Below are 14,200 nucleotides of genomic sequence, written 5' to 3' on the forward strand. Positions count from 1 at the left end.
CACGGAACGACGCCCAAGGCCGACCACGAGCACGGAGGACCTGGGCGTCGTGCAGTGACGGGTGGGGGTCCCGCGACGCAGGAGCGCGGCACCCGCCGGGCACGCAACGACGGCCAGTCCGACCGAGAGCATCAGGACCTGGACGTCGTGCAGTGACGGGTGGGTCCCGCGACGCAGGAGCGCGGCACCTGCCCGGCGCGGAACGGTGCCCGGTGCGACCACGATGGGCGACCATCGGTACCGATTGCGGGACCCAGGCCGCTGGGAAAGGATCGGCGCGTGAGCACGGCCGAACGTCCCTCGCTCCCTCGCGCCGCCGCGGGCCGCGGCGCCCGCGCGCTCGCCTCCCTCGTCGTCGCGACGGTGATGACGCTCCTGACCGGCCTCGCGCTGCTCGCCCCCGCAGGGACGGCGCACGCCGTCCCCCCGACGGACGTCGCGGGCGAGATCACCGACCCCGACGGCGTGCTCGGCGACCAGACCGACGAGGTCCAAGACGCGCTCGACCGCCTCGCGCAGGACACCGACCTCCAGCTCTTCGTCGTCTACGTCGCGAGCTTCGACGGCATGGACGGGGTCGACTGGGCGAACGCCACGGCGAACGCGTCGGGCCTCGGGGTCGACGACCTGCTGCTCGCCGTCGCGACGGAGGACCGCCGGTACGGGCTCTCCTACGACAACAACGTGTCCCTCACCGACGCCGAGCTCGACCGCATCTCCGCCGCCGCGGAGGACGAGCTGCGGGACGACGACTGGGCCGGCGCCGCGATCGCCGCGGCCGAGGTCGCTCGGGGCGCGAGCCAGGGCTCCGGTGGCGTGCCCTGGCTCTGGGTCCTGCTCGGGCTCGGCGCGCTCGTCCTCGTCGTCGTGCTGATCGTGCGCTCCGTCGCGAAGCGGCGCCGCGCGGCACCGGCGGGAGGGCCCCCGGAAGCAGGGCTCGCGAGCCTGCCCACCGACGAGCTCGACCGACGCGCGAGCGCTGCGCTGGTCGCCATCGACGACGCCGTGAAGACCTCGGAGCAGGAGCTCGGCTTTGCGCAGGCCCAGTTCGGTCTCGAGGCGACGCAGCAGTTCTCGGCGGCGCTCGCCGAGGGCAAGCGGAAGGTCTCGGAGGCGTTCGCGCTCCGACAGCAGCTCGACGACGACCGCCCCGAGACCGAGCCGCAGGCCCGGGACGCGATGGCGCGTATCGTCGCGCTGTGCGACGAGGTCGCGGAGTCCCTCGACGCCCAGTCCCGCACGTTCGACGAGCTGCGCGACCTCCAGGCGCGCGCGCCGCAGGTGCTCGACGAGACCGACCAGCGGGCGAGCGAGATCCTCGCCCGTGTCGAGCCCGCGCGCGTGACGCTCGACGGGCTCGCCCGCACCTACCCGCCGACGTCGCTCGCGTCCGTCGCGCAGAACCCGGACCAGGCGCAGGCGCTCGTCGCGAACGCCCGGGAGTCCGTCGCGCGGGGCCGCGAGGCGCTCGCCGGCAAGGACCGCGCGACGGCGGTCGCGCTCGCCCGCGCCGCGCAGAACGCCGTCGGGCAGGCCGTGACGCTGCTCGACGCCGTCGACCGGGCCGGCGCGGACCTTGCCGAGTCGGGCCCACGGCTCGACAAGGGGCTGGCGTCCATCACCTCCGACATCGCCGACGCCGGGCGGCTCGCGCCCGGGAACCCGGCGGTCGCGCCGGCGCTCGCCGAGGCGCAGGCCGCCGTGGCGGCGGCCGCCACCGCCCGCGACGGCGGCGACCCGCTCGCCGCGCTGCGGCGCCTCACCGCAGCAGAGGCCGCGCTCGACGCCGCGCTCGCCCCGTTCCGCGAGCGCGCCGAGCAGGCCGCGCGCGCCAACGCGCTCCTGCGCGACACGCTCGCGCGCGTCGACTCGCAGGTCCGCGCGACGAACGACTTCATCGAGACCCGGCGCGGCGCCGTCGGCCCCGAGGCGCGCACCCGGCTCTCCGAGGCCATCCGGCTGCTCGGCGAGGCGCGCGCCCTCCAGCCGACCGACCCCGTCGCCGCACTCGACCGCGCGCAGCAGGCCGACGCGCAGGCGCAGTCCGCGGCGCAACGCGCCCAGCAGGACGCGTCGAGCTGGCAGTCGTCGCAAGGCGGCGGCATGTTCGGCGGTGGCAGCGGGAGCAACGTCGGGGGCATGGTGCTCGGCGGCATCCTGCTCGACTCGATCCTGCGCGGCGGTGGCGGGGGCCGCTCCGGCGGGTTCGGCGGCGGGAGCTTCGGGGGCGGTTTCGGCGGGGGTGGCTTCGGCGGCGGCCGGGCGGGCGGGCGCTCCGGCGGCCGCTCGTCGGGCGGCCGCTCGGGTCGCGGCGGGCGCTTCTGACGAGGACGGCGAGCGCCCGCGACCAGACCGGCCGAGGCAGACGAGACAGACGAACGAGAGCAGCACGCAGGACCGACCAGCACGAGACCGGCTCACCGAGAGAGGGACGACCATGGCGGAGAAGCAGAGCATCTTCGGACGGATCGCGCAGCTCGCCCGCGCGAACATCAACGCGCTCCTGGACAGCGCCGAGGACCCGCAGAAGATGCTGGACCAGCTCGTGCGCGACTACACGAACAACATCGCCGACGCCGAGCAGGCGGTCGCGCAGACCATCGGCAACCTCCGCCTCGCGGAGCAGGACTACAACGAGGACGTCGCCGCGGTCCAGGAGTGGGGGCAGAAGGCCGCCGCCGCCTCGGCGCAGGCCGACCGCTACCGGCAGCAGGGTGACACCGCCAACGCCGACAAGTTCGACAACCTCGCCAAGGTCGCGCTCGGCAAGCAGATCTCCGCCGAGAGCGAGGTCCGCCAGGCCGAGCCGCTCATCGCCTCGCAGCGTGAGTCGGTCGAGAAGCTCAAGTCCGGGCTCGCGATGATGAAGGACAAGCTCGGCGAGCTGAGGTCCAAGCGCGACTCGCTCGTCGCCCGGCAGAAGAGCGCGCAGGCGCAGCAGACCGTCCAGGGCGCGATCAGCTCGATCAACGTGCTCGACCCGACGAGCGAGATCTCCCGCTACGAGGAGATCGTGCGTCGCGAGGAGGCGCAGGCCCTCGGCCAGGCCGAGGTCGCGGCGTCGAGCATCGACGCGCAGTTCGCCGAGCTGGAGACGTCCGGCGAGGCCGTCGAGATCGAGGCACGGCTCGCCGCCCTCAAGCAGGGCTCGTCGCCCGCGTCGCAGGTGTCGCCCACCCAGGTCACGCCCGCGATCGAGTCCGGTACCACCACCCAGGACGCCCCGACCTCCGACTGGTGACTCCTCGCGGGGACAACCCTGGACCCGCGAGGTGGAACCCTGGTTGCGCGAGGTAGAACCGTGGTCGGCCGAGGTAGAACCGTGGTTCTTGTGCTCGACGGCGCGTGGTCGGGGTGGGTGGTTGGTCGCCGGTCGCCGGGTGACCTCGCGGCTGAGCGGTGGGGGTGGGCTCGGATGCGACAGGGCGTCAGCGCGGCGCTCCAAAAGCCACGTCCGAGCGACCCGGGTGACGCGCCGCAGCCCCGAGCACCGAGGCCGCCCGCACCGCGGACCCGACCACGCGGGCCTGAGACCCGACCACAGTTCTACCTCGACCAACCACAGTTCTACCTCGCGCAACCACGGTTCTACCTCGGCCGACCGGTGCGACCGCGCGGAGGGGATCGCGGCGTCGGGTCAGGCCGGGACGCGCTGCCCCACGGTCGTGCGGACCTCGGCGACGAAGGCCTCGGCGAGGCGACGGCCGCCGTCGAGGATCTCCTGCGCGTGCTCGTCGAACCCGGCCAGGGCGGCAGCGGCGTCGACGTCGTCGAACGCGTCGCACCACGTCTCGAAGCCCGCGCGCGTCGTCTCGGGGTGGAACTGCACGCCGAGCGCGGAGCCGAGGCGGAACGCCTGGTACGGGTACATGTTGGACGACCCGAGCCAGACGGCGCCGCGCGGCAGGTCGACGATCGCGTCGGCGTGCATGCTCGTCACGTACCGCACCGGCTCGTCGCCGACTGCGAGCGCCGAGAGGACGGGGTCGGTCTCGGCGTCGGCGCGCCAGAAGACGCGGGTCGCGCCGGCCTCGCGCCCCGGAGGCGCGGCCACCTGGACCTGGCCGCCGCCCGCGACGGCGAGGAGCTGCGCCCCGAGGCAGATGCCGAGCGTGGGGACGCCGGTCGTCGCCGCGGCGATCAGGGTCTCGCGCAACGCGGGCAGCCAGGGGGCGCGCTCGTCGTCGTGCGCGGACATGTGTCCGCCGAGCACGACCAGGCCGTCCCCGACCCCGTCCGCCGGGGGAATCGCGTCGCCGTCGTGCGCGCGCACGACCCGCAGGTCGGCGGCGAGCTGGTCGGCGTAGGCGTCGAGCGTGACGTCCGGAGAGTTCTGGACGACCGTGAGCCGGACGGTTCCGGTCGCGGCCGTGGCGTCGGTGTCGTGCGTGGTCACGAGGTCCGACGGTACCCACTCCGGGGTACCCCGACGCAAACACCCACGTCGTGGACATGGCAGGCGACGGTCGCGCGGATAGGCTGACCAGCATGTCCGACCTCCAGACCTCCGACGGCCGAGCCCTGACGACGCCGCGCCGCACCTACCTCGTCGTCGACGGCGAGAACATCGACGCGACGCTCGGCATGAACGTCCTCGGGCACCGTCCCGCGCCGGAGGAGCGGCCACGGTGGGACCGCATCGTGGAGTTCGCACGCCAGGCCTGGGGCCAGGACGTCACGCCGCTGTTCTTCCTCAACGCGTCGTCGGGCCAGATGCCGATGTCGTTCGTGCAGGCGCTCCTCGCGATGGGCTACCGGCCGATCCCGCTCGCCGGCTCGGGCAGCGAGAAGGTCGTGGACATCGGTATCCAGCGCATGCTCGACGCGATCGTCGACCAGCCGGGCGACGTGCTGCTCGCGAGCCACGACGGGGACTTCCTGCCGCAGGTCGAGACGCTGCTCGACGACCCGGACCGCCGGGTGGGCGTCCTCGCGTTCCGCGAGTTCGTCAACGTGCGGCTCACGGAGCTCACCGGGCGCGGGCTCGAGGTGTTCGACCTCGAGGACCACGCGGGGGCGTTCACGACCGTCCTGCCGCGCGTGCGCATCATCCCGCTCGAGGAGTTCGACCCGCTGCGCTACCTCTGACCGACCTGCTGGGTGCTGGGCTCCTGTCGTCGCGGCTCCCCGTGGACGACGAAGACCCGGCACTCAGCCGGTGTCCACCGTCAGGCGTGGAGCTCGCGGTACAGCGGCGTGGGGAACGACGCCGTCACGCCGTCGCCGCCGAGGAGCGCCGCGATGCGCTCGGCCTCCGCGGCGACGGCACGCTCGGCGTCCGACCCCACGTCCTCGAGCAGGCGGAACACCGGCTCCCCGCCCGGGCGCACGGCCCAGGCGCCGGCGATCCGGCCCTCCCACCAGACGGTCGCGCCGGCGTTGCCGATCGTGTCGAAGATCGCGGCCTTGTGCGGGCCGAGGTACCAGTCGCGCGCGGCCCAGCCCATCGTCGTCGGGTCGAGCGACGGCAGGAGCGCGACGCTGCCCTCGAGCGGCGACTCCGTGACACCGGGCAGGTCCGTCCCGGCGAGCATGACGCCCGGCTGCGGGGCGGGGTCGCCCGGCGTCCCCGTCTCGACCTCCACCTCGACGACGTCGAGCGCCGCGAGCGCGGCGCGCGTGTCCCGCTGGTTCCAGCCCGTCCACCACGCGAGGTCCTTGACCGTCGCCGGGCCGAACACCTCGAGCCAGGACCGGGCCAGCTCCGTGCGCGCGGCTGCCTCGTCCATCGCAGGGATGCCGCCCGGGAACCAGTCCTCGACCGGTGACCAGACGTGCCGGTTGGACGACCACGACCCCCGCGGCTCGCCGCGCACGACGGCGCCCTCGGCGGACAGCAGCGCCGTGAGCGGGGACGTCAGGGTGCGGCGTACGTCCCACGTCTTGTCGGTGGTGGGCAGGAACGCGGTGCGCAGCAGCGGCGCCGCCCTGGACAGGCTGGCGCCGTCGAGCGGGCCCTGCGAGGCGAGCGCGTCGTGCACCTGCGCCTCGACCGCGGCGAGGAACGTCGCCGCGTCGTCGACGGGCGGGTCCGTGGGCAGCGTCGAGAGCTCCTTGAGCAGCCGCGTGCGCAGCCGCCGCGCGACGGCGAGCGCCGCGGCCGCGTGCACGACGGGAACGGTCTCGCGCCGCACCACGAACATCGTGCGCCGCATGGCCAGCACCTTGACCAGGGTGCGCCGGCCGAACACGGCGTCGCGGACGTCGTCGAGCACGAGCCCGGGGACCCGCGCGAGCACGGAGAGGTAGACGCTCGGGGCGTCGGTGGCGTGGAGCGCGAGCAACCGGTCGACGACGTCCTCGGGGCTCCGAGCCGCCGGGCGCCCCGGGAGGTCCGATGCGAGCGCGAGTTGCTGCGCGACGAGCCGTCGTCGCCTCTGGTCCACCGTGATCCGCACGCCCGCCATCCTGCCCGACGCCGCCCACGCGCACCGCGCGACCCGCCTCCTGAGGAGTCCGCGGGTGGAGCGCGTTCCCAGGCGACTCCCAGACCTGAGGAGGACACTGGACGCATGAGCACCACGCCTGAGGCACGCCTCGTCGTCGTCGACGACGAGCCGAACATCCGCGAGCTGCTGGCCACGTCCCTGCGCTTCGCCGGGTTCGAGGTCCACGCCGCCGCGGACGGGCAGAGCGCCCTGCGGCTCGTGCGCGACGTCGAGCCCGACCTGGTCGTGCTCGACGTGATGCTCCCGGACATGGACGGGTTCACCGTCACGCGCCGCCTGCGGGAGAAGGGGCAGCACACGCCCGTCGTCTTCCTCACGGCGAAGGACGACACGCGCGACAAGATCACCGGCCTCACCGTCGGCGGCGACGACTACGTGACGAAGCCGTTCAGCCTCGAGGAGGTCGTGGCGCGCATCCGCGCGGTCCTGCGCCGCACGCACGCCGAGCCCGTCGACGACGCTGTGCTGCGCTTCGCCGACCTCGAGATGGACGAGGACTCGCACGAGGTCCGCCGTGCGGGGATCGACGTCGACCTCTCCCCCACGGAGTTCAAGCTCCTGCGGTACCTCATGCTCAACGCGGGCCGCGTGCTGTCCAAGGCGCAGATCCTGGACCACGTGTGGCAGTACGACTGGGGCGGCGACGCGAACATCGTCGAGTCCTACATCTCCTACCTGCGTCGCAAGATCGACAACCTCACGGTGCCCGGGCCCGACGGCGAGCCCGTCGCGCTCCCGCCGCTCATCCACACCAAGCGGGGCGTGGGCTACCTGCTGCGCCAGCCGCCGACGACCTCATGACGTCCGGCCCCGACCGTACGACGACGGGGTCCCGACCGGTCCCACCGCCCCCTCCCCCGCCCCCCGGGTCCACCACCCCCGCCGGACCCGCACCGCACACGAGCGGCGCCCCGGGAGCCGGCGCCCCCCTCTCGCCGGGAGCAGGCCCGACGGCGGAGCGTCCCTTCGGTCGTCCCGTCCCCACCGAGGGGTGGGGCTGGTTCGCGCGCGTCCCGTTGCGCGCCCGGCTCGTCGCCATCACGGTGCTGCTGCTCGCTGCGGGGCTCGGGCTGGCGTCCGTCGTGACGACGACGGTCGTGTCGAGCTATCTCGTGCGACAGGTCGACGTGCAGCTGGAGCGGTCGGCGGCGGCCGTCGCGAACATCACCCTCAACGAGCGGATCGGCAGCGGCTCCCAGCTGCCCAGCGACTACTACGTCCTCGTCCGACCCCGCGGCGGCGACGAGGTCCCGCTCCGATGGCCCCAGACGGTGAACCTCTACGGCGTCCCGAACATCCCCGCGATGTCCGACCCCGAGGTCGAGGCGAGCCAGGACGAGCCGTTCACCGTGGACTCCGTCGGCGGGACCGACCCGGCCGAGTGGCGCGTCACGACGTTCTTCTTCTACGACAAGTTCAGCGGCGAGCTCGGTGGCACGGCGTTCGTCGCCCTTCCGCTCACCGGCATTCACGAGACCGTCAAGGTCCTGGGCCGCGCGCTCGCGCTCTCGGCGCTCGGCATCGCTCTCGTCGGGGGCGCCGTGGCCTACCTCGCGGTGCACCGCGCGCTGCGCCCGCTGCGCGAGATCGAGGAGACGGCGGCGGACATCGCGGCGGGCGACCTGTCCCGGCGCGTGCGTCCGGCACCGCCGACGACCGAGGTCGGCTCGCTCGCGGCGTCGCTCAACGCGATGCTCTCCCAGATCGAGGAGGCGTTCGCGGTCCAGGAGGCGTCCGAGGAGCGGATGCGACGGTTCGTGTCCGACGCGAGCCACGAGCTGCGCACCCCGCTCGCGACGATCCGCGGCTACGGCGAGCTGTACCGGATAGGGGCGCTCGACACGCCCGACAAGGTCGACGACACCATGGGACGCATCGAGGACTCGGCGACCCGCATGGGCACGCTCGTGAACGACCTGCTCGCGCTCGCGCGACTGGACGAGGGGCGCCCGCTGCGCCACGAGCCCGTGGACCTCGTGTCGCTCGCGCGCGACTCCGCGCAGGACCTGCACGCGCTCGACCCGACGCGCGACGTCCGGCTGGTGGGTCTCTCCCCCGGCGCGACGGCACCGACGGCGCTGCGCGTCGTCGGCGACGAGGACCGGCTGCGACAGGTGCTCGCGAACCTCGTCGGCAACGTCACGCGCCACACTCCTGCGGGCACACCGGTCGAGATCGCGCTGGGCACGGTCGGACCGGCCGCCCCACCGGACGCGCGCAAGGACGGCGCGGCCGTCGACGCGGTCGCCGTGCTCGAGGTGCGGGACCACGGGCCGGGCGTCCCCAGCGAGCAGCGCGGCCGGGTGTTCGAGCGGTTCTACCGCGCGGACTCCTCGCGCAACCGCGCGTCGGGCGGCTCGGGCCTGGGTCTGGCCATCGTCGCCGCGATCGTGGGCGCGCACCGGGGACGAGTCTCGGTGAGCGAGACGACGGGCGGCGGGCTCACCGTGCGCGTCGACCTCCCGCTCGCCCCCTGACGGTCCGCACCGCGCCCCACCTGCGCGTCCGCCGAGCGCCCGGCCAGGCATGCCCCGAGCGCCCCGACGGCACCGGTCCCGTGCACCGCCGAGTGCGGCTACGATGGCGGGTCGTCCCGCGCGACCTAGGCTGGTGGTGAGGCCACGCGGCGACGCGGGGGCCTCCGCGTCAGGTACCACCCTGGCGACGACGACCTCCGTCATCTCCTCGTCACCGTCGAAGAAGGCTGAAGTTCATGGGCGTCAACAGCGCCGACGCACCGCAGTGGTTCCTCTCCTCGTTCGTCCGCAGCGCCCGTGGCGCAGGGGCGACCGCCCCGGACGACGAGATCCGCGCCGTCGGGCAGGGGCTGCTCGACCGCTGGGACCAGCCGGACCGCCACTTCCACAACCTGCGCCACCTCGCGGACGTGCTCGGCCGGGTCGACGAGCTCTCCCAGGAGACGCACGACCCCGACCTGGTGCGCCTCGCCGCCTGGTACCACGGCGCGATCTTCGACGCGAAGGGACGAGCGACGTACGCCAACAAGGGCGGCGAGGACGAGTCGGCGAGCGCCGCGCTCGCCCACACGGAGCTCACCTCGCTCGGGGTCCCGGAGCCGGCCGTCCGCCGCGTCGCCTACCTCGTCAACGCGCTCGTGCGGCACGCACCCGACGCGTCGGACTTCGACTGCGCGGTGCTGTGCGACGCCGACCTCGCGATGCTCGCCGCGGAGCCGCAGCGCTACAAGGAGTACCTCAAGGACGTGCGTGACGAGTACGCGCACATCCCGAAGCCCGACTACGTGCGGGCCCGCATCGCGATCCTCACCAAGCTGCTCGACCGGCGGTCGCTCTTCTCGAGCCCGCTCGGCGCGGCGTGGGAGGAACCGGCGCGGCAGAACCTGGACGCGGAGCTCCAGCGGCTGCGCAAGGAGCAGCTCAAGCTGGCGGAGGCATCCACGCCGTCCACAGGCCCCACTTCCTGATCTGTCGTCCACAGGGGCGTCGCCGCGCACACGCCGCCCGGCGTCCCGTGGCTAGCGTCGTCGTCGCACCGGCGCCCGCCGCGTGCAGGGCGGTCCGCGGACCGAGGAGACGACGGAGGACGACATGAGCCGGTACGAGGTCGACAGCGCACGGGTCGCCCAGGCGAGCGCGGCGGTGAACGGGTCGGTCACCGCGATCCGGGCGGAGGTCGGGGCCATGATGCGCCACCTCACCGACCTGCAGGCGTCGTGGCGAGGCGGCGCGGCGACGTCCTTCACGGGCGTGATGGCGCAGTGGCAGACCACGCAGAACCAGGTCGAGCTCGCGCTCGACGACATCACGGCCGCGCTCGGCGCGGCCGCCCAGACCTACGCCGACGCCGAGTCCCAGGCCGCGCGGCTGTTCACCACGCGGTAGCCGCACCGGGCGACGACGCTCCGCGTCACGCGTCGAGGTGCACGACGGCGAGCGGATCGCCGGCGCGCACGTGGTCGCCGGGACGTACGGGGACGTCGACGACACGGCCGCCGGACGGCGCCAGGACCGGCAGCTCGAGCTTCATCGCCTCGAGCACGACCACGGGTGCGCCCTCGGTGACGCGCCGCCCCGGCGGCGACTCCACGCGCCACACGACTCCGCCCAGTGGCGCGCGCAGCACGACGCGGGACGGGTCGTCGACATCGGTGGGGCCGCCTCCGGCGCCGTCCGTGCCGGTGGCCGCCGCAGCCGGTCCGCCGCGCGCGGTCGCGCGGGCGGGGGACCCGACCAGCTCGCCCGCTTCCGCCCAGGCGGCGGCCTCGCGCTCGAACGCCGCGCGGCGCGCCGCCGCGACCGCGGCGATGTCGTCGGCCTCGCGCGCGAGGAGCGCGGCATGCTCCCGGCCGGAGAAGACCCCGTCCTCGACCGGGACCTCCAGGACTCCCGCGCGCGCCGCCGCACGACGTTCGCCGAGCTCGTCCGGGTCGACCGGTTCCCACACGATCCGGTCGAAGTATCGGAACAGCCACGGGACGCCCGGGCGGAACGGCGGGCGCTGCACGTGGGCCGACCAGACCGGGACGGTCCGGCCCACGAGCTGGTAGCCCCCGGGGCTCGCCATGCCGTACACGCACAGGAACGCCCCGCCCAGGCCGACCGCGTCCGACGGGGTCCAGGTGCGTGCCGGGGTGTACTTGGTCGTGAGCAGGCGGTGCCGAGGGTCGACCGGCACCGCGAGCGGGGCGCCGAGGTACACGTCGCCCAGCCCGAGGACGAGGTACTCGGCGTCGAGGACGGTACGCCGCACGTCCTCGACGCTCGCGAGCCCGTTGGCGCGCCGGACGAAGTCGACGTTGGACGGCAGCCACGGCGCGTCGGACCGGACCCCGGCCGCGTACCGTTCGACGGCGTCCCGGATCGCCGGGTCGTCCCAGCTCAGCGGCAGGCGGAGCACACGGCTCGGGACCTCGATCTCGGTGCTCGGGGGGAGGTCCACCTCCAGCTCGCGGAGCAGCCCCACCAGGGTGAGTACCGGCAGCACGTCGGGGTCGACGTGCAGGTGGAGCGTGCGCACCCCCGGCGTCACGTCGCGCACCCCGCGCGGGGCCGCCGCCTCGAGCCCTCGCGCGAGAGCGTGGACGCGCAGGCGGTCGTGCAGGTCCAGTCCGCCGCCGCCGTCGTACTCGACGAGCACCGCGTCGTCCGCGCCGCGCAGGTAGCGGACCGCGGGCCGGCCGTCGGCGGGCGACGTCGGCCCGCCCGTGGCGCGGACGTCGTCACCGTCGAACGCCACGGCGTCGCGACCGCGCACGGCGCGCACCTGCGTCGGGACGCGTGCCGCCGCCCGGGCCGTGGCGTCGCGGCGCAGCCGGTCGGCGCCGTCGTCATGGACGGTCACGAACCGCACGACGTCGCCGGGCCGCATCTGTCCGAGCTTCCACCGGGAGCCGGCGACGACGGTGAGGGCGCACACGAAGCCGCCGAGGCTTGGCCCGTCCGGGCCGAGCAGGATCGGGGTGTCCCCGCTGATGTTCAGCGCGCCGACCGAGTACGGGTTGTCGAGCACGGTGGACGGATGGAGGCCCGCGTCGCCGCCGTCGGGCCGCGCCCACGTGAGCGGGGGCCCGGCGAGCCGCACGCCCGTCCGGTCGGCGTGCGGCAGGACGCGCCACCACGACGTCCGCAGCCGCCCGAGGGCGGCGGCGGTGAGCGCCGCGGACTGCGGTCCCGTCGTCACCGCGAGCTCCCACGAGTGGCCCATCCGGGGGCGGGCGTCGGGCGGCACCGCACCGGCCGCATCGAGCCCGGGAGCGCTCGCCACCTCCTCGCCCCTGCGACGTGCCGTCCCTGGACCGGTGGTGCGAGGGTGCAGCGCGTCGCCCGCGACGAGCGCGCGCCCGGCCGGGCCGCCGACGGCGCCGAGGACGAAGGTCGCCGCCGACCCGAGGTACTCCGGGACGTCCAGACCGCCCGCCACGAGCACGTACGTCCGCAGCCCGGCGGCGTGCGGGGCCCCGACCGCGAGCACGCCGCCCGCGGGGACCGCGACCGGCTCCCACTGTCGCACGGGCTCGCCGTCGACCGTCACCGGCGCAGGCGCCCCGGTGACGCACACCGTCGCCTCGTGGGAGAACCGCAGGGTCGGACCGGCAAGGGTGCACTCGAGCCCCGCCGCGCCCTCGGGGTTGCCGAGCGCGCGGTTGCCGGTCCGGAACGACAAGTCGTCCATCGGACCCGAGGGCGGGATGCCCACGCCCCAGTAGCCCGTGCGTCCCGGCCAGTCCTGCACCGTCGTGAGGACGCCCGGGTCGAGCACGTCGATCCAGGGACCTGGGTCGCGCACCGTGCCGAGCGTGGCGGTCGTCGCGGTCCCCGCGACCACGGCCGTGCCGGCGAGCGCGGCGCGCAGCAGCGAGACGTTCGTCGGGACGCCGTCGACGTGCACGTCGCCCAGGGCGGCGCGCAACCCGTCGACCGCGTCCTCGTGCGCGGCGGCGCGCACGACGACCTTCGCGAGCAGCGGGTCGGTGTGGGGACCGAGCTCGTCTCCCACGCACGCACCGGTCTCGACGCGGACGTCGCTCGCCCGACGGGCGTCGGCGGTGCCGGCCCCCGGGAGGTCGAACCGCGCGAGCGTCCCCGCGACGGGCCGCCCGTGCCGCACGTCCTCGGCGTAGACGCGCGCCTGCGCCGCCGCGCCACGCACGGAGGGACCCGACGGCGCCACGCCGTCGAGCACGGTCGTGTCACCGAGCGCGACGCGCAGCATCCAGGCGACGAGGTCGACGCCCGTGACCTCCTCGGTCACGGTGTGCTCGACCTGGATCCGTGGGTTCACCTCGAGGAACGCGACCTCCCCCGAGTCGACGTCGAGCAGCGCCTCCAGTGTCGCGGCCGAGCGCAGCCCGACGCGCGCCGCGAGGCGGCGACCGGCGTCGTGCAGCGCCTCGCGGCCGGCGCGATCGAGCCCGGGTGCGGGCGCGACCTCGACGACCTTCTGGTGACGACGCTGGAGCGAGCAGTCCCGGTCCCCGAGCGACACGACCCGGCCTGTCCCGTCACCGAAGAGCTGCACCTCGAGGTGCCGCGCCCGCTCGACGTGCCGCTCGACGAACAGCCGCCCCGAGGAGCCCGGGCGCGACGACTCCCGCCGCCACGCCGCCGCGAGACCTTCCGCGTCGCGGCAGACGTGCACGCCGGTCCCGCCCCCGCCGCCGGCGTCCTTGAGCACGAGCGGGAAGCCGATGTCCTGCGCCCACCCCAGCGCGTCCTCGAGACCGCCGAGCACCGGCGAGCCCGGCAGCACCTGCAGGCCGCACTCCTGCGCGAGCGCCCGAGCGCGCGCCTTGTCGCCGAGGACGCGAAGCTGCTCGGGCGTCGGGCCGGCGAACGCGACGCCCGCGGCCTCGACGGCCGCGGCGAACTGCGCGTCCTCCGCGCGGAAGCCGTAGCCCGGGTGCAGGAGGTCCGCACCCGAGGCGAGCGCCGCATCGAGGAGCCGTCGTCCGTCGTCGTACGACTCGGCGACCGGTGCCGGACCGATCCGCACCGCGGTGTCCGCGAGCCGGACGTGCCGCGCCCCACGGTCCGCGTCGGAGTGCACCGCCACCGTGCGCAGCCCGAGCTCCCGCGCGCTGCGCAGCACGCGGCAGGCGATCTCGCCGCGGTTCGCGACGAGCAGCGTGGCGGCCATCGCCTCCCCGGAGTCGGTGCGGGCACGAGGCCGCGCCTCGCCGTCGGACAGAACGGGCTCAGCCTAAAGCCCCTCCTGCCGCTCGGCCCCGACCCACCCTGGTCGCCGGGCTCCGGCTCGACCCGTCGTGCCGA

10 protein-coding genes are annotated in these 14,200 nt (G+C 74.9%); 7 read left to right on the forward strand and 3 right to left on the reverse strand.

Annotated features, from left to right (window positions below; genetic code table 11):
* The first annotated feature begins 279 nt into the window (after nucleotides 1-279).
* A complete protein-coding gene (locus JN535_RS17045) occupies nucleotides 280-2,325 on the forward strand; it encodes a TPM domain-containing protein (protein ID WP_307868875.1) in 2,046 nt (681 codons plus the stop codon).
* Nucleotides 2,326-2,437: 112 nt separating this feature from the next.
* Nucleotides 2,438-3,241 (forward strand): PspA/IM30 family protein, encoded by an 804-nt coding sequence (locus JN535_RS17050; protein ID WP_205206931.1) that lies wholly within the window; start codon nucleotides 2,438-2,440, stop codon nucleotides 3,239-3,241.
* Between the two features lie 396 nt (nucleotides 3,242-3,637).
* Here the strand turns inward: JN535_RS17050 and JN535_RS17055 are convergent, their stop codons facing one another.
* On the reverse strand, nucleotides 3,638-4,396 hold the full coding sequence (locus tag JN535_RS17055) for a type 1 glutamine amidotransferase (RefSeq protein WP_205206932.1): 759 nt from the start codon (nucleotides 4,394-4,396) through the stop codon (nucleotides 3,638-3,640).
* Between the two features lie 92 nt (nucleotides 4,397-4,488).
* On the opposite strand from JN535_RS17055, the gene JN535_RS17060 reads away from it, so the two are divergent.
* Nucleotides 4,489-5,088 carry an NYN domain-containing protein gene (locus JN535_RS17060; RefSeq protein ID WP_205206933.1) on the forward strand — a complete coding sequence of 200 codons (600 nt, stop codon included), beginning with the start codon at nucleotides 4,489-4,491 and terminating at the stop codon, nucleotides 5,086-5,088.
* A gap of 80 nt (nucleotides 5,089-5,168) precedes the next feature.
* Here JN535_RS17060 and JN535_RS17065 read toward each other — a convergent pair whose 3' ends face one another.
* On the reverse strand, nucleotides 5,169-6,398 hold the full coding sequence (locus JN535_RS17065) for a winged helix DNA-binding domain-containing protein (protein ID WP_205206935.1): 1,230 nt from the start codon (nucleotides 6,396-6,398) through the stop codon (nucleotides 5,169-5,171).
* A gap of 114 nt (nucleotides 6,399-6,512) precedes the next feature.
* On the opposite strand from JN535_RS17065, the gene JN535_RS17070 reads away from it, so the two are divergent.
* From JN535_RS17070 to JN535_RS17085, 4 genes are all read left to right on the forward strand, one after another.
* On the forward strand, nucleotides 6,513-7,250 hold the full coding sequence (locus JN535_RS17070) for a response regulator transcription factor (RefSeq protein ID WP_205206937.1): 738 nt from the start codon (nucleotides 6,513-6,515) through the stop codon (nucleotides 7,248-7,250).
* A 215-nt stretch (nucleotides 7,251-7,465) separates the two neighbouring features.
* A complete protein-coding gene (locus tag JN535_RS17075; protein WP_240201355.1) occupies nucleotides 7,466-8,926 on the forward strand; it encodes a sensor histidine kinase in 1,461 nt (486 codons plus the stop codon).
* Between the two features lie 236 nt (nucleotides 8,927-9,162).
* Nucleotides 9,163-9,894: an HD domain-containing protein gene (locus JN535_RS17080; protein WP_155097872.1), complete on the forward strand. Its 732-nt coding sequence runs from the start codon at nucleotides 9,163-9,165 to the stop codon at nucleotides 9,892-9,894.
* A 124-nt stretch (nucleotides 9,895-10,018) separates the two neighbouring features.
* Nucleotides 10,019-10,312, forward strand: coding sequence for a WXG100 family type VII secretion target (locus JN535_RS17085; protein WP_047232478.1), 294 nt, complete (start codon nucleotides 10,019-10,021; stop codon nucleotides 10,310-10,312).
* Between the two features lie 25 nt (nucleotides 10,313-10,337).
* Here JN535_RS17085 and uca read toward each other — a convergent pair whose 3' ends face one another.
* Nucleotides 10,338-14,066: an urea carboxylase gene (gene uca, locus JN535_RS17090; RefSeq protein ID WP_205206941.1), complete on the reverse strand. Its 3,729-nt coding sequence runs from the start codon at nucleotides 14,064-14,066 to the stop codon at nucleotides 10,338-10,340.
* Between the last annotated feature and the right edge of the window lie 134 nt (nucleotides 14,067-14,200).

Source organism: Cellulosimicrobium cellulans, assembly GCF_016921195.1.
Classification (GTDB): domain Bacteria; phylum Actinomycetota; class Actinomycetes; order Actinomycetales; family Cellulomonadaceae; genus Cellulosimicrobium; species Cellulosimicrobium cellulans_F.

Excerpts from the sequence above, each read along its gene's own strand:
- JN535_RS17050 (WP_205206931.1), top strand. The coding sequence starts at position 2,438 with ATGGCGGAGAAGCAGAGCATCTTCGGACGGATCGCGCAGCTCGCCCGC.
- JN535_RS17060 (WP_205206933.1), top strand. The coding sequence starts at position 4,489 with ATGTCCGACCTCCAGACCTCCGACGGCCGAGCCCTGACGACGCCGCGC.
- JN535_RS17070 (WP_205206937.1), top strand. The coding sequence starts at position 6,513 with ATGAGCACCACGCCTGAGGCACGCCTCGTCGTCGTCGACGACGAGCCG.
- JN535_RS17080 (WP_155097872.1), top strand. The coding sequence starts at position 9,163 with ATGGGCGTCAACAGCGCCGACGCACCGCAGTGGTTCCTCTCCTCGTTC.
- JN535_RS17085 (WP_047232478.1), top strand. The coding sequence starts at position 10,019 with ATGAGCCGGTACGAGGTCGACAGCGCACGGGTCGCCCAGGCGAGCGCG.
- uca (WP_205206941.1), bottom strand. The coding sequence starts at position 14,066 with ATGGCCGCCACGCTGCTCGTCGCGAACCGCGGCGAGATCGCCTGCCGC.